Annotated in this window: 17 protein-coding genes and 1 tRNA gene; 10 read left to right on the top strand and 8 right to left on the bottom strand. The window is 49.4% G+C overall.

Annotation, left to right across the window (positions count from 1 at the left end):
• Window positions 1–30: 30 nt before the first annotated feature.
• Genes CBW42_RS04450 through CBW42_RS04440 form a run of 3 tightly spaced genes read right to left on the bottom strand, consistent with a single transcriptional unit; the run spans window position 31 to window position 3,273 of the window.
• A complete protein-coding gene (locus tag CBW42_RS04450; RefSeq protein ID WP_165761053.1) occupies window positions 31–1,422 on the bottom strand; it encodes a peptidoglycan D,D-transpeptidase FtsI family protein in 1,392 nt (463 codons plus the stop codon).
• Window positions 1,316–2,782 carry an FtsW/RodA/SpoVE family cell cycle protein gene (locus tag CBW42_RS04445; protein ID WP_087018663.1) on the bottom strand — a complete coding sequence of 489 codons (1,467 nt, stop codon included), beginning with the start codon at window positions 2,780–2,782 and terminating at the stop codon, window positions 1,316–1,318. The genes CBW42_RS04450 and CBW42_RS04445 overlap by 107 nt, the downstream gene beginning before the upstream one ends.
• A gap of 11 nt (window positions 2,783–2,793) precedes the next feature.
• On the bottom strand, window positions 2,794–3,273 hold the full coding sequence (locus CBW42_RS04440) for an FHA domain-containing protein (protein WP_165761052.1): 480 nt from the start codon (window positions 3,271–3,273) through the stop codon (window positions 2,794–2,796).
• Window positions 3,274–3,560: 287 nt separating this feature from the next.
• Here CBW42_RS04440 and CBW42_RS04435 point away from each other — a divergent pair, with 287 nt between their 5' ends.
• Window positions 3,561–5,090, top strand: coding sequence for a DUF4118 domain-containing protein (locus CBW42_RS04435; RefSeq protein ID WP_087018167.1), 1,530 nt, complete (start codon window positions 3,561–3,563; stop codon window positions 5,088–5,090).
• Entirely contained in the window at window positions 5,087–5,785 is a 699-nt protein-coding gene (locus CBW42_RS04430) for a response regulator (protein WP_087018165.1), read from the top strand. Before CBW42_RS04435 ends, CBW42_RS04430 begins: the two co-directional genes overlap by 4 nt.
• 78 nt (window positions 5,786–5,863) lie before the next feature.
• Here CBW42_RS04430 and CBW42_RS04425 read toward each other — a convergent pair whose 3' ends face one another.
• On the bottom strand, window positions 5,864–6,280 hold the full coding sequence (locus CBW42_RS04425) for a hypothetical protein (protein WP_087018164.1): 417 nt from the start codon (window positions 6,278–6,280) through the stop codon (window positions 5,864–5,866).
• Window positions 6,281–6,515: 235 nt separating this feature from the next.
• Here CBW42_RS04425 and pdxS point away from each other — a divergent pair, with 235 nt between their 5' ends.
• From pdxS to CBW42_RS04410, 3 genes are all read left to right on the top strand, one after another.
• Window positions 6,516–7,388, top strand: a complete 873-nt coding sequence (gene pdxS / locus CBW42_RS04420; protein WP_087018162.1) for a pyridoxal 5'-phosphate synthase lyase subunit PdxS — start codon at window positions 6,516–6,518, stop codon at window positions 7,386–7,388.
• A complete protein-coding gene (gene pdxT / locus CBW42_RS04415; protein WP_087018661.1) occupies window positions 7,388–7,975 on the top strand; it encodes a pyridoxal 5'-phosphate synthase glutaminase subunit PdxT in 588 nt (195 codons plus the stop codon). The genes pdxS and pdxT overlap by 1 nt, the downstream gene beginning before the upstream one ends.
• 213 nt (window positions 7,976–8,188) lie before the next feature.
• Window positions 8,189–9,598, top strand: a complete 1,410-nt coding sequence (locus CBW42_RS04410) for a radical SAM protein (RefSeq protein ID WP_087018160.1) — start codon at window positions 8,189–8,191, stop codon at window positions 9,596–9,598.
• Window positions 9,599–9,647: 49 nt separating this feature from the next.
• On the opposite strand, the gene CBW42_RS04405 is transcribed toward CBW42_RS04410, so the two are convergent.
• The 3 genes from CBW42_RS04405 to CBW42_RS04395 form a co-directional block, all read right to left on the bottom strand.
• Window positions 9,648–10,073, bottom strand: a complete 426-nt coding sequence (locus CBW42_RS04405) for a ferritin family protein (RefSeq protein WP_087018158.1) — start codon at window positions 10,071–10,073, stop codon at window positions 9,648–9,650.
• Window positions 10,074–10,181: 108 nt separating this feature from the next.
• Complete coding sequence (gene cysK / locus CBW42_RS04400; protein ID WP_087018156.1) at window positions 10,182–11,111, bottom strand: cysteine synthase A; 930 nt, start codon at window positions 11,109–11,111, stop codon at window positions 10,182–10,184.
• 140 nt (window positions 11,112–11,251) lie between these two features.
• The gene (locus CBW42_RS04395) at window positions 11,252–12,553 is read right to left on the bottom strand and encodes a CapA family protein (protein WP_087018154.1); all 1,302 of its coding nucleotides are present in this window, start codon (window positions 12,551–12,553) and stop codon (window positions 11,252–11,254) included.
• Window positions 12,554–12,753: 200 nt separating this feature from the next.
• Here CBW42_RS04395 and CBW42_RS04390 point away from each other — a divergent pair, with 200 nt between their 5' ends.
• The 3 genes from CBW42_RS04390 (at window position 12,754) to CBW42_RS04380 (ending at window position 15,922) form a co-directional block, all read left to right on the top strand.
• On the top strand, window positions 12,754–14,415 hold the full coding sequence (locus CBW42_RS04390; protein WP_087018152.1) for a putative manganese-dependent inorganic diphosphatase: 1,662 nt from the start codon (window positions 12,754–12,756) through the stop codon (window positions 14,413–14,415).
• Window positions 14,416–14,507: 92 nt separating this feature from the next.
• A tRNA-Ala gene (locus CBW42_RS04385) sits at window positions 14,508–14,583 on the top strand.
• Window positions 14,584–14,674: 91 nt separating this feature from the next.
• Window positions 14,675–15,922 carry a DNA polymerase Y family protein gene (locus tag CBW42_RS04380; RefSeq protein ID WP_087018150.1) on the top strand — a complete coding sequence of 416 codons (1,248 nt, stop codon included), beginning with the start codon at window positions 14,675–14,677 and terminating at the stop codon, window positions 15,920–15,922.
• An 834-nt stretch (window positions 15,923–16,756) separates the two neighbouring features.
• On the opposite strand, the gene CBW42_RS04375 is transcribed toward CBW42_RS04380, so the two are convergent.
• A protein-coding gene (locus tag CBW42_RS04375; protein WP_087018148.1) for an IS3 family transposase occupies window positions 16,757–17,913 on the bottom strand; the annotation gives its coding sequence in 2 pieces (ribosomal slippage) (window positions 16,757–17,649 and window positions 17,649–17,913; 1,158 coding nt in all).
• Between the two features lie 116 nt (window positions 17,914–18,029).
• Here CBW42_RS04375 and CBW42_RS14440 point away from each other — a divergent pair.
• Both CBW42_RS14440 and CBW42_RS04370 read left to right on the top strand, forming a co-directional pair.
• Window positions 18,030–18,608 (top strand): hypothetical protein, encoded by a 579-nt coding sequence (locus CBW42_RS14440; protein ID WP_133058258.1) that lies wholly within the window; start codon window positions 18,030–18,032, stop codon window positions 18,606–18,608.
• 284 nt (window positions 18,609–18,892) lie between these two features.
• Complete coding sequence (locus tag CBW42_RS04370; protein WP_087018145.1) at window positions 18,893–19,435, top strand: hypothetical protein; 543 nt, start codon at window positions 18,893–18,895, stop codon at window positions 19,433–19,435.
• The last annotated feature ends 31 nt before the right edge of the window (window positions 19,436–19,466 follow it).

Below are 19,466 nucleotides of genomic sequence, written 5' to 3'. Positions count from 1 at the left end.
AACAGGAGCTTTTATCATGCATATCATATATTATTCGTCACTGTTAGAGCTGTTGGAGCTGCTGTTTTGGGACTGGTCATAATCAACCAGTGCGTCGTACAGCTGGTCGACGGAATCCTTGTAGTAGATACCATCATGTCCCTGATGTGCCGCCATGACGACGACGACATATTTCGGGTTCTCCGACGGGGCGAAGGTGACAATCCAGGCGTTGGTGTTGGTGCCGGTCTGCGCCGTGCCTGTCTTTGCCGCGATATCCCAGCCCTCCGGGCCGACATAATCGAAGCCGTAATGCTCTGCTGCCAGTGTCATTGCGCTGGTGACCTGATCTGCCGTTTCCTTACTGGTCACGGTAGTCAGCTCGGTGGTCTGTCCGGTCGTGACGTTTTTGCCATCGCCGGTGTCGATAGACTGAATCATGTACGGCTTGAGCATGACACCGTCATTGCCGATCGCCTGTGCAGCCATAGCCATGTAGAGTGGCGTGACTTCGGTTTTGCCCTGACCAAAAGCAATGGAGCCAACAACCTCATCGCGGTAGTCCTCAAAATCGAGATTGGAGCTGAGCGTTGTGAAATCCAGCTGAATGTCTTCGCCGAGCAGGAACTTGCGCAGACTTGCCTCCAGCTTGTCGCTGCCCATTTCCAGCGCCTTGGTGATAAAATAGACGTTGGAAGAGTTCTTGATCGCGCCGTCCAGATCGATTTCGCCGAATGCACGGCTGTCATAGTTGGTGATTGTCTGGCCGTTTTTAAAGGTATACGAGCCCTGGTCGTTGACTGTGGTATCTGCTACGCCGTTGTCAATGACCGCGCAGGCCGTAATGATTTTGAAGTCAGAACCGGGGGCAAAGGTCGATTTATAGGCGTTCGGCAGGAACAGGCCATCTACCGAGCACAGCTCCGACCAGTTGTCCTCGAGCGTTTCCGGCTCATAGGTCGGTGTGGATGCCAGCGCGAGAATTTCACCGGTCTGCGCATCGAGCACAACTGCGGCGCCCTCTGCAATGTTGGAAATCGAATCATATGCGGCGTTTTGCAGATCGCGGTCCAGCGTCAGCGTGATGTCGTGACCCTTTTTGGTATCACCCTTGCATTTGCTGGAGACCAGCTCGGTGTTAAATGTCTTTTCAATACCGGTGGTACCGTAAATCCGCGAGAAATAGCCGGTTACTGTGGAAAAAGCGCGTCCGCCGGTGTATTTGCGGGTGCCGTTGACCTCTTCGGAATAGTTGATTGCTTTTCCGTCGCGGTCATAGATTGTGCCGCGCAGATAGGTGCGCTGTGCGGTTTCCGCCGCCGCAGCTTCACGGCTCTCAGGATTTCCGAGCGTTGTCCACACCAGTCCGACGCCGACTGCGATTGCGCACAGAAGAAACGCGGTTTGTATGCACTGTACGCGCTTTTTGAAGCTTGGTTTCATAATGGGAGTAGTCCCTCCTTCCATCCCAGAGATTTCCTGCGGAGATTACGAGGATAACCGCCAGGAAGATAAACGTTGACATGAGCGAGGAACCGCCGCGGGAGATGAGCGGCAGCGTGATGCCGGTGAGCGGGAACATGCCAATCGAACCGCCGATGATGATAAATGCCTGAAGAATCAGCTGGAAGCACAGGCCTGCGCATACAGCCTGATGGTAGCGATCCGAGCAACGGAAATAGATGCGCGTGCCGCGAACCAGCAGCAGACCGAACAGGATGCAGACCGTCAGCGCGATCAGCAGGCCGCAGCGCTCGGTGAGCGCCGGGAATACCATGTCGTTGGTTGGGTTGGACAGCGGTGTTGTCGTGTCGCTGCCGAACAGGTTGGAATTGAGCAGCGCCTTGCGCGCCTGTAAAATCTGATAGCCTGCGCCCTGCGCATCACTTGCCGGGTCAAGCCAGTAGACAAATCGGTTGGAAATTTTCTTGATCTGTGCCAGAATAAAGCTCATCGGGCCGAAATCACTTGTGCCGCCGGTTACCTTGAGCAGTGCCATGCAGCAGGCTGTGACCGCTGTGCCGCCCGCCAGCAGAATGCTGAAGACGGAAATGAATACCTTGATATCTGGGACAAACAGGAAAATAAATGCGAGAAATGTGCACAGAATCAGCAGGAAGGTGCCGAACTCGCCCTGAATACCGAGGAAGCCGAGGTTGACCAGTGTGAACAGGATGGAAGTCCAAATGCGCTTGCGCCCGGGCTGATCCTTGGTGCACAGCAGACCTGCCATGACGAGGACATAAATGCCCTTGTTAAATTCAGACGGCTGGATGGACATACCGCCGATGCGGATCCAGTTGCGCACGCCGCCGCCGACTGCCGCGCCGAGAACCAGCGTGGCGAGATAGAGCACGACGGATGCGATCATCAGGATCGCCACGCCATTGGCCGATGCGATCACCGGCATACGGCGGTAAAGGAAGCCGCAGATCAGACCTGCGGCAGCTGCCAGCGCATAGATGACGATCAGCGATTTCGGAATACCGTCCTCCTTGAGGAGCATACATTGAATCATTGTGCCGAAAGTCAGCAGCATAGCGGCGTTGATAAAGAAAGAGATTTCCGCGCCGATGCGATTGACAAGGAACCAACCGCCGTAGGTGATAACCAACAGCGGGATCATCATATACAGGTATGCGGTGCCGCGTCCGCTGACCATGACAATAAGCAGAGAAACCAGCTGGAACAGAACGAACAGGACAATCGGCTGGGAACCGATGGTGCGCAATTCTGAACGAGCCGGTCTCTGCTTTTTCGTTTTTGGTGCCTTGGATGTTTTTGGGGATTTTTTATTAGCCATAATGCTCTCAATCACCTCCGGATAAACTGCGTATCATCCGACACGTCATCGATTGCGCGTTCGATCTGAAGGATGGTCGTGCCGAGCTGGATGCGTTCTCCGCCGACAATCGGCGTCTCGGAACGGGGAACCTTATTGACAATTGTGCCATTGAGCGAGCCGAGGTCGCGCAGGCAGACCTGTCCATTCTTGCGGAACAGTTCGGCATGCTGGCGGGAAACCGTCGAATCGGTGATAATCAGGTCGTTGTCATTGCGGCTGCCGATGGTGAACGGGTAATGTGTGACCGGCACACGCCGACCGACATAGACGATAAAAAATTCGATCGGGGTCTGCATCGGCGGTTCAGGCTTCGGCGATGCCGGCGGTTCCTTTTCCGGCTTCTGTTTGCCGGACGGCTGGTCAGACGTTGCGAAGCTGTTTGCCTTTACTATAATCAGTACTGTCAGAATCACGATAACAGCAATAAGTATTGGTTTCAAAAAACTCATCGGTAATCCTCCTGTGTCTCTCCATATTATAGCATAAAAATTGAAATTGCAAATAGTTTTTATAAAATATATCGCGAATCTTAAAAAACCACCAATTTTTGCCCTAAACATGTCCGTTCTTTGTAAATAAAATGCGGATGTTGTTCAAAAAGTATCAGGCTTGTATGACATAGCAAATTCTTAACACTGCGTCGCTTGTTTCCGCCGCAGACGGTTGCTATAATAGAAAGATAATCTGCCGGATTAGCCGGAATTCGTTGGGCTTCGGCAGGAAAGGGGAAAATTGCATGCAAAGAAAAGAAAAAGAGAAGCATCGCAGGCGGGTGCATATCAGCCGCCGAAATGTACTCGATTTATGTATTACTACAGCGATTGTGGCGGTGACAACCGGGGCGTCTGCGCTGCTGGTAAAGTGGACGGACAGCTCCGCCAACGTCACAGCGCTGTATATGCTTGCTGCCCTGCTGGTTGCCCGTACCACAGAGGGCTATGGCTGGGGTATTCTCGCATCGGTCATGGGTGTATTTGCCGTCAACTATGCCTTTACCGATCCGTTTTACAAGCTCAATTTTACGGCGGCGGGCTATCCGGTTATCTTCATATCGCTGCTGCTGATTTCGATCATTACCAGTGCGACCACCGGCAGCGTCAAGCAGCAGGCGCGCCGTTCGCGTGCGAGCGAGCAGCGCATCCGCAGGCTGTACGAGTTTTCCCAGCAGCTGGCCAATGCACATGACACCGACAGCATGATTGACCTGACGCTGCGCTATCTGCACGAGCTGTTGGGCTGCCCGGTGCTGTATTTCCAGAATGAGAACAGTCTGGTAAACAATCAGGAGCGCGTTTGTGGGGAAATCAGCGGTTTTGTATCCGATTCCATCGAACGCGGCGCGGTGGAGGCATGCTTCCGGGAAAAGAAAGCTGCCGGTGCGGGAACCCTGCTGGCACCGTATGCGATGTTCCACTATATTCCACTGATGAGCGGTGAGACCATGCTCGGATGCTATGGACTTCTGTGGAAAGACAATCCGATTGACGAGGAGACAATGGAGCATGTCCGTGCGATTCTCGCTCAGACCGGTATTTCGCTGGAGCGCCAGATGCTGGCGGAGGAACGCAACCGCGCTGCGCTGGCTGCCGACCGCGAGATGATCCGCAGCAACCTGCTTCGCTCTATCTCACACGATCTGCGTACACCGCTGACCGGTATCATCGGCGCATCTGCTGCAATCGAGGAGAGTGGAGACCGCATCGGCGCAGTGGAGACCAAAAAGCTCGCCGCTGACATCCATGAAGACGCGGAATGGTTGCTGCGTATGGTGGAGAATCTGCTCTCCGTCACGCGCGTATCACAGGTGACGAACCTGAAAAAATCGGAGGAAGCTGCCGAAGAAGTCATTGCTGAAGCAGTAGCGCGGTGCAAGAAGCGCTATCCGGACGCACAGATCAGTGTACATCTGCCGGAGGAGATGCTGTTTGTCCCGATGGATGTGACACTGATTGTGCAGGTGCTCATCAATCTCATTGAAAATGCCATCCGCTATGCGGGTACACCTGTAGAGGTCAGCCTTCGCCGCCAGAACGGAAATGCACAGTTTACGGTGCGTGATTTTGGCCCCGGCATTCCGAAGGAGCAGCGCGACACATTGTTTGAAACGACGCAGGTGCATGCGGACAGCAGGCGCGGCGGCCTCGGCATTGGCCTGACGCTGTGCCGATCCATCATCGCGGCACATGAAGGCGAGATCAGTGAAATCAACCACCTGGACGGCGGCGCCCAGTTTGTATTCACCCTGCCGATGGAGGAGAACACATGAACAGGGAAACAATTTTAATTGTAGAAGATGAACAGCCGATTGCGCATGTCCTGACCACTGTCCTGACCGCCAACGGCTACCACACGCTTCAGGCGGAGACCGCAAGCCTTGCGCGGTCTATTATCAATTCACATTGCCCGAGCCTGATCCTCCTCGACCTCGGTCTGCCGGATATGGACGGTCTCGAGCTGCTGCGCTGGCTGCGCGGTTGGTCGGGGGTTCCGGTGCTTATCGTGTCAGCGCGAGAGGAGGAGAGCCAGAAGGTAGAGGCACTCGACCTCGGAGCGGATGATTACATCACCAAGCCGTTCGGCACCTCGGAACTGCTCGCGCGCATCCGCACGGCACTGCGCCATCAGGCGAAGCTGGATTCCGGCGATGAGTTGCCGCGCGGCAGCTATACGGTGCGCGACCTGACGGTAGATTTTGAGCGCAGACAGGTTCTGCTCGCCGGCGAAATTGTCCATCTGACCCAGATTGAATATAAGATTGTCGAGCTGATCGCCCGCCGACCCGGCCGCGTGCTGACCTATGATTACATCATCAGCCGCATCTGGGGGCCGTATGCGACCGACAACAATCGCATTCTGCGCGTCAACATGGCACATATCCGGCGCAAGCTCGAGCCGAACCCGGCAGAACCGTACTATATCCGCACGGAAATCGGTGTCGGTTACCGTATGGCGGAGGAATAAAACCGACAATACAATGATAAATATAAAAACCTGAGGCAATTCGCAGCGTGCGGACGGTCTCAGGTTTCTTTTTTTCTGTCAGGAATTGGCGTGCAGTTCGTTCAGCGGGTACGGCGGTTTCTCGTGCACGATGAGGAGGATTTTGACGCGCGGCTTGTCTACGTCAAAGCGAATCCGTTTGATATAGATGTGGTGCGGATGCTTCTCCACAAATTCATGGTAGGTTTTGGAATCCCTGTCGTTCAGGCGGCCGATTTCCTCACCTTCCTCCGTGATGACGGTGCAGTTAGCTCCGTTGGAATCACAGATGATAAACGCGGGCTGCCCCTTGACACATTCCTCAATGACCTGACGCCGCGCCTTTTTCCCGGTGCCCTTGAGCTTCCAGATGAGGCGCACATCGCCGTTGGAAACGGGAGTCGTCGGTATCTTGCCTGCGGAATCGTGCGCAGCCTGTACAGCCTGTTCATCCTGTTTTTGCTCTGTCTGTTCCATTTACAGGCACCACCTTCCCATTCATATCCATATAACACAATTATCATATCATAAAATACTCATGCAATCAATGTAGCGGTGCGAAAAAACACAGGGGGAGAGGTATGTGGAGCAACAAAACTGTGCATGCGAAAAATGTAAAAATTGGATATTTATTTAAGCACAGTTCATGATATAATGGAGACCAAAGTAAAAACCGCGCGATTGCTACCAATAAATTATGTGAGGGATCAGTATGTCTGAACGTTATGAATTGAACAAGCAGCTTGCCCAGATGCTGAAGGGCGGCGTTATTATGGACGTTACTACGCCGGAACAGGCGAAGATTGCAGAGCAGGCAGGTGCCTGCGCGGTCATGGCACTCGAGCGCATTCCGGCGGATATCCGCGCGGCAGGCGGTGTATCTCGCATGAGTGATCCGAAGATGATCCGCGGCATTCAGGAAGCGGTTTCCATCCCGGTCATGGCGAAGGTTCGCATCGGCCACATTGTCGAGGCACAGATTCTCGAGGCAATTGAAATCGACTACATCGACGAATCCGAGGTTCTTTCTCCGGCGGATGATGTATATCATATTGACAAGACGAAGTTTAAGGTGCCGTTTGTCTGCGGCGCGCGTGATCTCGGCGAGGCACTGCGCCGCATTGCCGAGGGTGCATCCATGATCCGAACCAAGGGCGAGCCGGGCACCGGTGACGTTGTACAGGCGGTACGCCATATGCGCAAGATGATGAGCGAGATTCGCCGCGTTGCATCCATGCAGCCGGATGAGCTGTTCGAGGCAGCAAAGCAGCTTCAGGTTCCGCTGGATCTGCTGCTCCAGGTACATGAGACCGGCCGCCTTCCGGTTGTCAATTTCGCCGCAGGTGGTGTTGCGACTCCGGCAGATGCAGCGCTGATGATGCAGCTGGGTGCAGAGGGCGTCTTTGTCGGCTCCGGTATCTTCAAGTCCGGCAATCCGGAAAAACGTGCCACTGCCATCGTACAGGCTGTCACGAACTTCAATGACCCCTATAAGCTGGCAGAGCTGTCCGAAGACCTCGGCGAGGCGATGGTCGGCATCAATGCGGACGAGATTGAGCTGATTATGGAGGCGCGCGGACAATGATAACCATTGGCGTGCTCGCCGTACAGGGCGCATTCATCGAGCATGAGCACCGGATGGAGCAGCTGGGTGCACGGACTGTGGAATTGCGCTGTGCCGAGGATCTCAATCAGCCGCTGGATGGTCTGATTTTGCCCGGCGGCGAATCGACTGCGATGGGCAAACTGCTGCGTGAGCTGGGCATGCTCGACACGCTGCGGGAAAAGATCCGCGCCGGACTGCCGGTGTTTGGCACCTGCGCGGGGCTGCTCCTGCTGGCGGAGGACATGGAAAACGACAGCCGCCGTCATATTGCAACTATGCATATCACGGCCTGCCGCAACGCCTATGGCAGACAGTTGGGCAGCTTTTTCACCTGCGCACCGTTTGCGGATGCGGGCAACATCCCGATGACCTTTATCCGTGCGCCATATATTGCATCTGTGGGCGAGGGCACGGAGGTTCTTGCGACTGTCGACGGCAGGATTGTCGCAGCACGGCAGGACATGCAGCTTGTGACCGCATTCCACCCGGAGCTGGGGGACAGCACAGCCGTACACCAGTATTTTCTTTCCATGGTGCGCGAACATCTGGCCAATGGCGCGGCATAAAATTCAACAGAATATGCATTCGTGTTGGGCAACAAAAAGTCTTCCCGCAGAGTGATGGAAAAATGACCAAAATTTAAGATTGGTCATTTTTCTGATAAAAAAGTTACGATTATTGGACAAAATTTTTAAAACGTCCGGTTTAAAAAAGAAATTGTTGAATTCTGTCGGAAATGGTGCTATGATAAGACAAATTTAAGGTTAGAGGTGATTATCATGGATACCCTGAAGCATAAGGCGGAGCGTGCGGCTTTCGGTGTCGCAATTGATGGTGCTCTGAAATATGTTCGGCGGGACCGGGAGCAGGCATTGCTCAAAATTGTCGATCTGGCTGAAAAGTTTATGGGTGATACATTTACCGAGGAAAACTACAATTCGGTTCGCAACATGATTCAGGACCCGGACAACAAGTGGGTACAGTATGCATATCGCGCGCTGGATGAGCTCGATCCGCATGTCATCAAAATGACGGCGCTGAATTTGGGCTTTGAGGCATTTTTGCATGGAACAAAAACCATCCGAAAAATGCGTGAGGTGCATCAGTGCAACATCCCGTGGCTGATCCTGATGGATCCGACCACGGCATGCAACCTGCACTGTACCGGCTGCTGGGCTGCCGAATATGGCAACCGCATGAACCTTTCGTTTGACGATATGGATCGTATTGTCACGCAAGGCAAGGAACTCGGTGTTTATTTTTATATGCTGACCGGCGGCGAACCGCTTGTCCGCAAGGCGGATGTCATCCGCCTGTGCGAGAAGCACAACGATTGCGAGTTTTTCGCATATACCAACGGCACGCTGGTTGACCAGGCATTCTGCGATGACATGAAGCGCGTCGGCAACCTGATGCTTGCGATCAGCCTGGAGGGCTTTACCGATGTCAATGACCTGCGCCGCGGCGCAGGTGTGTTCGACAAGGTCATGCATGCGTTTGACCTGCTTAAGGCGAACGGTCTGATTTTCGGCACATCAATTTGCTATACGAGAGCGAATATCGAGACCGTCACCAGTGACGAGTTCCTCGATATGATTATTGAAAAGGGCTGCCGGTATTCGCTGTACTTCCACTATATGCCGGTCGGCAACGAGGCAGCGCCTGACCTGCTGCCGACAATGGAGCAGCGCAAGTATATGCTGCACCGTGTCCGCGAGATTCGCGGTCTGACCGGCGGCAAGCAGCTGTTCTGCATGGACTTCCAGAACGACGGTGAATTTGTCGGCGGCTGCATTGCAGGCGGCAGAAACTATTTCCATATCAATGCAAACGGCGATTGTGAGCCGTGCGTGTTTATCCATTACTCCGGCGCGAATATCCACGAGTGCTCCATTCTCGAGGCACTCAAGCAGCCGCTGTTCATGGCGTACTACAACAACCAGCCGTTCAATGAAAACCATCTGCGGCCGTGTCCGATGCTGGAGAATCCAGAAATTTTGCAGCGCATTGTAAAGGAATCCGGCGCAAAGTCCACCGATTTGCAGTCTCCTGAGAGCGCCGAACACCTGTGCGCAAAGTGTGAACACTATGCACAGGAGTGGGCGGTATGTGCAGATGAAATCTGGAATGAAAAGCAGCACAAGCAGCCGCGGTATGAAAACTACAAGCGGTGCAGAAAAAATCAGTAAACATCGTACAACGACCGAGGAACCGGGGCTTTTATGCCCCGGTTCCTTTTTACAGGAAGGTTTTCATCTGGTCGATGTTGGCCTGTTCCGTCGCCAGCAGTTTTTCTGCGAGATTGGATACCGCCTTGTCGCGTACATCACAGGTCTTCATGGTTTGCAGGCTCTTGGTGACGCCCATCGTGCTGCCCTCGATCATCATGCGTGCGAGGTTGGACTGAGAGGAATCCATCATGGTTTTCAGCCCGGCAGACAATTCACTTGACCATTTGGCAAATGAGCTGAGATCCTCCGGTACGCCGTTGTGCCGGCGGAGAAGAGTGTCGGCGGAGTCGTGCAGCTTGCGGTATTCGGTGCGCTGCTGTTCCAGTGCCTGGCGGAATGAACCGTCTGCATATTCCATTACGGAGTCAATGCCTTCGACTCCCATTTCTGTGGTTTGCCGGATATGGTTGAGCAGGGTACAGTCATCTTTCATGTCGCTTCACCTCAAAACACAGTATCTGCCGGATAGAGGAAAACGATACCTGTGCAGTGCAAAAAAAAATCCCGCGTGCCGGGCACGCGGGATGGGGTGACTGGTGTATTATTCATCGAACAGCGGGGTACTGAAATAGCGTTCGGCTGTGTCCGGCAGGACAGTGACGACTGTTTTGCCGGGGCCGAGCTTCTTTGCGAGCTTACAGGCTGCAGCAACATTGGTGCCGCTGGAAATGCCGCACATCAGGCCCTCTTTGCGGGCAAGATCCTTTGCGGTCGTGATGGCTTCCTCATCGGTGACGATATAGATATCATCATAAATGCCAGTGTTGAGGATGCCGGGAATCAGGCCGTCGCCGATGCCCATTTGCAGATGGGTACCGACGGTACCGCCTGCGAGAATTGCGGCGTTTTCCGGCTCGACCGCCCAGATGGTCATATGCGGGTTTTTCTCACGCAGTACTTCGCCGATGCCGGTGATGGTGCCGCCCGTACCGATGCCGGAGCAGAAGCCGTCAATCGGACCGTCCACCTGCGCCAGAATTTCCAGCGCGGTCTGGTTGCGATGTACTTCCGGGTTGGCCGGATTTTCAAACTGCTGCGGGACATAGACCTTCGGGTTTTCCGCTGCCATGCGCAGTGCCGTGTTCAGGCATTCGTCAATGCATTTGCCAATATCGCCGTCATCATGGATGAGGATGACTTCGGCGCCGTAATGGCGCACCAGCTTGCGGCGCTCCTCGCTGACCGAATCCGGCATGACGATGATGGCCTGATAGCCGCGAACAGCACCGATGAGTGCGAGGCCGATGCCCTGGTTGCCGCTGGTCGGCTCGACGATGATGGAATCCGGGCCGATCAGGCCTTTTTCCTCTGCTTCAGCGATCATATTGTACGCTGTACGCGTTTTAATAGAGCCACCGACGTTCAGTCCTTCAAATTTGACGAGGACATCTGCGCTGTCCGGCGCCGTCATATGGTTCAGCCGGATGACCGGCGTATGTCCCATGGCTTCGAGTACGTTGTTATAAATCATTGATATCCTTCCTCTATAAGCCCGCACTGCCGGCGCGGGCAATTATTTCGCATGTTGCCACATCAAAGAAATATTATACCGTATTTGTCGAAGCATTGCAATCATTTGCGCGGGAAAACAGCACAGCTATGGCGGTCAGGTTATGCGGCAGTATTGGATGCCGGTTCCTCTTCGGCGGCATAGGTGACCGGGATTGTGCTGCCAATTACATATTCTCCAAAAATTTCTGCGGCAACACTGCGCAGATGGGCGGGACTCATCTGGCAGCGCCCTGCGAGTGCATGAGAGGATGCCATGGACTCTGTATAATCATCCAAAGGAACGACACGGTAGCCGCGCCAGCTGGAATTGAAATAGCAGACCAGCGGCATGACGCCCGGATTTTCGACGACAACGGAGCCATCTTTCTGGCGGGTGAGTGTCACCTGGAGCATGGCCTCCACCATGGTATTGGTCTGATTCTGCGCAGAAATAAAATTCCCGGTCGAATAGATACAGAACGCGCGGTTACCATTTTCTGATTCAATCCATTCGCATGGCTGGCAGACATGTGGATGTCCACCGATAATCAGCGTCGCGCCGTTTTCCGTCAGAAATTCCGCGAGTTCGTTTTGCTCACTGTTTTCGACGGTCTGATATTCTTCCCCCCAGTGCATCAGCACAACAACTGCGTCGCATTGCTCCCTGACTGCTGCCAGCTCAGCAGCAATTTTTTCTTTGTCAATCAGTGAAACGAGGTCGGGATTGGTATCCGGCAGAGAATAGCCGTTCAGTCCATAGGTATAGGCCAGAAAACCGATTTTTATGCCGTTTCGCTCGAGATAGCGAACTTTGGCGCGGTCTTCTGCATCACGTGCAATGCCGATACGGATCACACCGCTGTCTGCCCGGCTGTCCCAAAAATCCAGCGTGTCATACACTGCGCTGGAGCCGGAGTCCATTGCGTGGTTGTTGGCGTGGGACACCACATCAAAACCGGCATCGATCAATGCATCCCCACACGCCTGCGGTGTATTGAAGCTCGGATACCCGGAGGGTGTTCCTGTGCCGAGAGGGGATTCCTGGTTGACAATGGCAATGTCAGCTGCCTGTATATACGGCTTGATGTCCTCATAAAATGGTGTAAAATCATACGAACCTCCGCCTTCATACGCATCCTTCAGCAGAGTGTTGTGAATCAGATTATCGCCGACCGCAATCAGAGAGACACTTGCCGGCTGGTATTTTTCGAGAGTCGCTGCGGATTTGCGGATTGTTCCTGCGGCTGCATATTTTTCCGGTTGCTGGTCGGATTGGCGTTCTTTGCTGCCGGACAGGGCATGGATGATGCCGGCGGCGGAAACCAGCAGCACCACACAGCAGAGAAGGAGAAAGGCACGGTGTCGGTTCCGCCGGCACCGTTGTGCTCGTTGCTTTTTGGATGAGGAAGTTGTTCGGTTCATAGCGTTGTTCTCCTGTTGCAAGATGTTACAATACCAGTTTGACAATAATACACAATAATGTCAAGGGAAATTTGCCTGAATTCAGAAGAAAGGACAAAAAACTGGGAAAATCCATGGCGCACACGGTTGACTTTTGCTGCACAGTGAATTACGATATAATTACATGAAGAGTGAGAAAATGCACAGGAGGAGAAAGCTACATGGGGCGAAAGAATAAATTGCAGCGTACAGTCAATGTCATTGGCCATAAAAATCCGGATACCGATTCGATCTGTTCCGCCATTGCCTATGCACATTTGAAAAATATCACGACAGACCGTGAATATGAACCGCGCCGTGCAGGTGAAATCAATCAGGAAACGGCGTTTGTACTGAATAAATTTGACATGAAACCTCCCAGAATCTGTCTGGATGTACATGCAAAAGTACGAGATATTGATATCCGTTATATCGATGGCGTGGACGGACAGATGACACTGCGCCGCGCGTGGGAGACGATGCGAGATCAGGATATTACCACGCTGCCGATCACGAACAGTGACAACAAGCTGGAAGGCCTGATTACTCTGAAACGGCTGGCCATGGCGAATATGGACAGCCTTGATCCGCATGCGGTTGCAAATGCGAAGACGTCGGTTTCCAATATTGTGGAAACACTCAACGGTACGCTGGTCACCGGCTCGACGGATATGCGCATTGACCATGGCAAGATTGTCATTGCCGCAGGCAGCCCGGAGGCAATGGAAAATATGGTAGACCCGGGCGACATTGTTCTGGTTGCAAACCGCTATGAGGCACAGTTGTGTGCCATTGAACTGGAGGCAGCCTGTCTCGTCGTCTGCATGACGCCGAACATTGCAAAGACCATTATCAAAATTGCGAAAGAGCACAACTGTACTGTCATCAGTACGCCATATGATACGTATGCGGCGTCCTGTCTGATTAACCAGAGTATTCCCATCTGCCACCCCATGGCACGTTCCATGATTATGTTTCAGCTCTCTACCCCGGTTGAAGAAGCGCGGAAGATCATGGGACAGGTGCGTCACAATTACTTTCCTGTTGTGGATAAGGCAGGCATCTATCAGGGTGTCATTTCCCGCCGTAATTTGTTGAATTTACAGCGGAAACAGCTCATTCTAGTCGATCACAATGAAAAAACGCAGTGTGTCGATGGCTTTGAGGATGCAGAAATTCTTGAAATTATCGATCATCACCGCATTGGCAATCTGGAAACCAATGGCCCGGTGTATTTCCGCAATCAGCCGGTCGGCTGTACGGCGACCATTGTATTCCAGATGTATCAGGAATACAATGTGGAAATAGAACCGAATATTGCGGGAATCCTGTGCAGTGCCATTCTGTCGGATACCTTGATTTTCCGTTCTCCGACTTGTACACCGCAGGATGAATATGCGGCAAGGCAGCTTGCGAGCATTGCGGGCGTTGAAGTGGAAGCGCTTGCGACAGAGATGTTTGAAGCGGGCGAAAATCTGGAAGGCAAGACCGCCGAACAGCTGCTGCTGCAGGACTATAAAATCTTTGTCAGTGGAAAGACACGCTTTGGCGTTGGTCAGGGCAGTTATGTCAGTGAGAAAAACCGTGAGGCTGCGAAGAATATGCTGTCAGGATATCTGGAGTCGGTGCTGGAACATGAGGATGTGGACATGGTATTTTATCTTGTCACCAATATTCTTGACCAGTCGAGTGAGGTTTTGTTTGCGGGAAAGGATGCGCCGGAAGTGTTGTCGCGTTCATTTAACAGGGATGTCGACACGAGCAAGCCACTTGAGCTGCCCGGTCTGGTTTCGCGCAAAAAACAGTTCATTCCTGCGATTATCAACACCCTTCAAAATTTATAAAAACACCTTTCCTGCCGGATGTTCCGGCAGGAAAATTTTTGTCATAAGGGCTTGCATTTTGAAAGCGAGCGTGCTATTATAATAAAGCACTTGGGCTCGTAGCTCAGCTGGGAGAGCGCCGCGTTCGCAACGCGGAGGTCGAGAGTTCGATCCTCTTCGGGTCCACCAATTAAACCGTCTGTTTCATACGAAATGGACGGTTTTTCTGTTTTTAGTTGTCTGTTGATAGATGATATTTCATGAAGAGAGGTGCGCTACGATGAAACCACTTGTTTTTCATGTTGATGTAAACAGTGCGTATCTTTCCTGGGAAGCAGCAAGGCGTGTTTCACAGGGAAAGGAAGATATCAGACTGATTCCGGCGGCAATCGGCGGAGATCGGGAAAAACGCACCGGTGTCATTCTGGCCAAATCTATCCCCGCAAAAAAGTTTGGCATCCGCACAGGAGAGCCGGTTGCAAAGGCATTGGAGAAGTGCCCGGAGCTGTTTCTTGCCAGACCGGATTTCCGGCTCTATGAGACGTGTTCCAAAGCATTTATGGATATTTGCCGCAGTTATGCGCCTGTAGTGGAAAAGTATTCTATTGATGAATGCTTTCTTGATATGAGCGGCACAGAGCATATTTATCCTGATCCGGTCGCGGTTGCGCACAAAATAAAGGATGAAATCCGCGATACATTAGGGTTTACTGTCAATGTCGGTATCGGAACAAATAAGCTGCTTGCAAAAATGGCAAGTGACTTTGAAAAACCGGATAAGGTACACACTCTGTTTCCAGATGAGATACAGGCGAAGCTTTGGCCGTTGCCAGTACGGGAGCTGTTTACTGTAGGAGCATCTACAGCCGCCAGAATGGAAAAGGCGCATATTCGTACAATAGGAGATCTTGCTCGAAGTGATCTGAGACAGGTACAGGCACTGGTCGGCGTGAAGCTGGGCAGACAGATTCACAATTTTGCAAATGGAATAGACGATTCGCCGGTACTGGCGCAGCCGGAGGAGGCGAAGGGATACAGCATTTCCACAACATTGGCAGAAGATGTGACAACTGTTACAGAAGCCCACCGGATTCTGCTTGCACTCGCGGACAGTGTTGCAGCACGTATGCGGGCAGATGACGCACGGGCGTATTGCATTTCGGTTACCATTCGGGCAAATGATTTTAAAAATCATTCACATCAACGCAAATTGGATGAAGCGACGGATATTACATCTGAAATCCTGTCGGTCAGCAAACAATTGTTCCGGGAGCTTTGGGATGGACGGACACCGCTGCGGCTGATCGGTATTTCGCTGACACAGATTACTCGTGAAGAAGCCATACAACTCACCCTGTTTCCCGATGAACAAAAAGAAAAAGCGAGGAAAATGGACAAAGCAGTGGATGCCATTCGCAGCAGATTCGGCTCCGAGCTGATTCAGCGCGGCATGTCAGACCAATCGTTCAATGTAGGCAAGAAATATAAAGCACAGTTGGAAAACCGCTCGGGGAAAGATGGAAAATAAAGCGGAAAAGGGGAATAGTGAATTGCACCCTATTTAATGGAATGGAAAATTTTAGTCATTGTTATTTTAGATTTTGTCGTCAAAAAGTCGTCAAAATTTTTAAGTGGTAAAAATAGTTAAGAAGACCCGCTATTTCGTAAGAAATAGCGGGTCTTTGTGGTACGCCCGGTGCGATTCGAACGCATGGCCTTCAGAGTCGGAGTGCCGTAATGTATGTGTTAGAGGGTGATTTTTAGTGTTGCATAGTGTTAAATAATTTGAATAAATTATGTGTATAAACGCTCATTATTCAAGAAATTGCTCGAAATATATAATATTTTACACGCTTTTCAAAAAATACAATAACTTTCAAATATTGAAAATTCGGTGCAGAAAAATCTCGTGTCTGTTAGAAGTTTGTTAGAAGTATAAATCCACTAGCCCGTTACACTATGATAACTCAGATATTGAGAGTATTATTGAACTGTGTTATAACACGGCTGAATAATGTTCTCATGAATGCTGATTTACAGAACATAAGACAATTAAAAAAGGCTGGTTGGCACTGCTCGAAAGAGCAGAACCTACCGCCTGTAATTGTTCGATTATGCGCCCGCCAGAAATTAAAATCAATGATTTAAATTTTTGTTACACATCATTGTAACACCTACAATTGTAACACATATATATCAAATACTGTTGACAAGTGTAGGAATGTAGAATATAATGTTGAAATAGGAGAATATAATTAATGGGGTGTGATAGGAAGAATTGAATTACTTATAGTCCTTACTACCTGATTGTTGTGGTCAAGCTTTTTTGTAACACTTTGACCTAATTTTTACTGCATAGGTTTTACGCCCCGTAGCGTGCCTCGAAAGGCGTTTTGTAATTATTATAAGAATGCGGTCGTTCATGGTTATAATGGACATACGCAAATTCTTCGATGGATGTATATAATTCTTTCTCAGAATGATAGTAATGATGATTTATCAATTCATTCTTGAGAGTGTTGTAATATCGCTCCATAGGGGCATTATCGTATGGATATCCAGCCTTGCTCATACTTTGCGTTATACCAACTGATTCGCAGTATTCTGTGAATTCCTTTGAGGTATACTGGCTTCCCTGATCCGAGTGAAGAATCAGGCAGCTGGGATCTAAGCCCGGCTGGGAATCAATTGCTTTCTGCAGGGTCCTTTTTGCAAGCTCTGCGGTTATGTGTTTGTCGGTAATGCTGGCAATAACGCTTCTGTCATATAGATCAATAATCGTGCAATTATAACGTTTGCTGCCATTCGTTAAAAATAAACAGGTAAAATCAGTGCACCATTTCTGGTTAATGGATTCTGCCTTAAAATCCTGATGGAGCTTATTCTCAAACACTTTATGAGGTGCACCGTATTCATAGTCCGGCTTGCGTTTCCTTACAATTGAGAATAACTGAAGCTCTGTATTCATGTATTTATGGACAGTTATGCGACTGATGTTATATCCTCTGCGAAGGAGATAAGCATGCATGGTTCTGTAACCATCTGTGCCGTTGTGAGAGTGGTATATATTCACAATTTCACGCTTGATTTTGTCCTTATGCTTATGATAATCACATTTTCTGTTTTTCAGAAAATTATAATAAGCATTTGGTAAGATATTCAGTCTTTTCAACAACCAACGGACACCATATTTGTGCCCATACTGCTGAATAAATCGATAAGCCGCTAATCGATTTCCTTCGCAAAGAATGCCGCCGCTTTTTTTAGGAAGTCATTTTCCTTCTGAAGTTCTGCCAACTGCTTTTTCAATTGCAGATTCTCCTTCATGTAATCATAATCAGCTTTGGCTTCTTCATTTGTTTGGCATTCTTTGCGGAACTGCTTGATCCAGATAGATATACTTGCCTTGGATACACCATATTCGGCAGCAAGCCCTTTGAGGGTCCTTCCCTCCTCAAGATGAAGACGAACTATCTTCTTCTTGAATTCTGGTTCATAGTGTTTACTCATTTGTGACATACCTCGTTTCCTCCTAAGATTATATCCTATTAGGTCGAGGTGTTACAACTATATTATATCACAACAGATACGATATTCTCTTGCATTTATAACAGAGTTTGATTTTTAGAAAGTTTATGAGTATTTTAGTGAAAAGGGCATATACTACAGACAGTTATTCTAAATGCATGTGCAAGCTAGTCGTTTATGCAGCGACTATTTTTGTTGAGCTTGTGTGTGGAGGAATATTTATTTCGGATGCAGAGAGCAGTATTTTATTAGCACTGTTTTTAGCAATTTTTGTCCAATCTGTAAATAATATTTACGATGCATTTAATTATTTAGACCCAAATAAATATACTTCCTTTGTGATAGTTAGGCAAACAATAGTTGCAGCATGTTCTACGATATCCCTTGTATTATCATTGATTTATATGTATCAGATTGGTGCCTCAACTTCTGAAAAGGAGTTATTAGAATCTTTTAATAGCAAAAAATATTGGATCGGGTTCTGTGTAGCATCAATTATTCTTTCTTTAGTAATTGAAGTTCTTGAATATCTTTTTCGAATGGTCTCAAAATCACATCAAATAAAAATGTGTGATACTAATAAAGTTAGCAATAACCAAAATAGTAACAAAATTCTTGCTTCTGATGTAGTATATTATCTCTATGAGTACGATGAAGCAGATAACTGGCCTGATAAGGGGGATTAATAATGTTTTATGCTTTTTCGGTTATAGGGATATCTATGATATCGGGGGTTTTGATAGAAATTATTCATATATTATATAATTATTATACTGTAACTAAAAAAAATAAAGTGGATTCTGTAGATAGTATGCAGCGTTCTTGTGTATGTGCTATGAGTCAAATTCAATCCCATAGAAGAGGTGCATGGAGGATTTTTCATGACCAAATAGGCAATACAACTACTTTGCACGAAAAAATCATTGATGAATCCAGAAGAAAGATAGTTTAATATGTCTTGGGGGAGTATATGCTAAAAGATATTTTTGATATTCTTCAGCATGAGGATGTGCAAAAACAATGGAAAGAAATATATACACTTCATAGAGAAACAAAAAAATATTTACTCATTGCCGAAGAGACTTCCGAAGATGGTGTTGCTTTAATTCAACCATTAAAAGAACATAGAGATGCTTATGATCATATTATTCGTACATTTGCAAGTACGGCGAAAACGATTCCTGACAATGTGGATTATTTAAAATATGTTAAAGACAATCTTTCTAAAGCTTATGGTCACGAGTATCGAGCCTTCTTCGATACAGCAGATTGGTTAGCTTATAATCTTAGAAAAGATATTCGCATTCGTATAGAAAATATTCCGAGGGAAAATCGAAGGTATCTAGTTCCAGACTACGAGCGTACAATTGTTCAGCTTAATGAGTATCCATTTGAAGTTGCTGATGTTAGAAATGATAAGGACGTAACAAATGGGCATATAAATGACAATGCGTGTAAAAGATATATGCAGTTATTAGACTGGTTAATTGACTTATATAAGAAAATTATTTAATATTATATCAGTGGTGTTTATGGGAGTACTC

Source organism: Butyricicoccus porcorum (assembly GCF_002157465.1).
Classification (GTDB): domain Bacteria; phylum Bacillota; class Clostridia; order Oscillospirales; family Butyricicoccaceae; genus Butyricicoccus_A; species Butyricicoccus_A porcorum.
Note: the sequence above shows the minus strand (reverse complement) of the source record. Positions and strands in the feature narration are given on the sequence as shown.

Excerpts from the sequence above, each read along its gene's own strand:
- pdxS (WP_087018162.1), top strand. The coding sequence starts at position 6,516 with ATGTCTGAACGTTATGAATTGAACAAGCAGCTTGCCCAGATGCTGAAG.
- CBW42_RS04410 (WP_087018160.1), top strand. The coding sequence starts at position 8,189 with ATGGATACCCTGAAGCATAAGGCGGAGCGTGCGGCTTTCGGTGTCGCA.
- CBW42_RS04425 (WP_087018164.1), bottom strand. The coding sequence starts at position 6,280 with ATGGAACAGACAGAGCAAAAACAGGATGAACAGGCTGTACAGGCTGCG.
- CBW42_RS04440 (WP_165761052.1), bottom strand. The coding sequence starts at position 3,273 with ATGAGTTTTTTGAAACCAATACTTATTGCTGTTATCGTGATTCTGACA.
- cysK (WP_087018156.1), bottom strand. The coding sequence starts at position 11,111 with ATGATTTATAACAACGTACTCGAAGCCATGGGACATACGCCGGTCATC.
- CBW42_RS04390 (WP_087018152.1), top strand. The coding sequence starts at position 12,754 with ATGGGGCGAAAGAATAAATTGCAGCGTACAGTCAATGTCATTGGCCAT.
- CBW42_RS04405 (WP_087018158.1), bottom strand. The coding sequence starts at position 10,073 with ATGAAAGATGACTGTACCCTGCTCAACCATATCCGGCAAACCACAGAA.
- CBW42_RS04395 (WP_087018154.1), bottom strand. The coding sequence starts at position 12,553 with ATGAACCGAACAACTTCCTCATCCAAAAAGCAACGAGCACAACGGTGC.
- CBW42_RS14440 (WP_133058258.1), top strand. The coding sequence starts at position 18,030 with ATGAGTATTTTAGTGAAAAGGGCATATACTACAGACAGTTATTCTAAA.
- CBW42_RS04430 (WP_087018165.1), top strand. The coding sequence starts at position 5,087 with ATGAACAGGGAAACAATTTTAATTGTAGAAGATGAACAGCCGATTGCG.
- CBW42_RS04380 (WP_087018150.1), top strand. The coding sequence starts at position 14,675 with ATGAAACCACTTGTTTTTCATGTTGATGTAAACAGTGCGTATCTTTCC.
- CBW42_RS04435 (WP_087018167.1), top strand. The coding sequence starts at position 3,561 with ATGCAAAGAAAAGAAAAAGAGAAGCATCGCAGGCGGGTGCATATCAGC.
- CBW42_RS04370 (WP_087018145.1), top strand. The coding sequence starts at position 18,893 with ATGCTAAAAGATATTTTTGATATTCTTCAGCATGAGGATGTGCAAAAA.
- CBW42_RS04450 (WP_165761053.1), bottom strand. The coding sequence starts at position 1,422 with ATGAAACCAAGCTTCAAAAAGCGCGTACAGTGCATACAAACCGCGTTT.
- CBW42_RS04445 (WP_087018663.1), bottom strand. The coding sequence starts at position 2,782 with ATGGCTAATAAAAAATCCCCAAAAACATCCAAGGCACCAAAAACGAAA.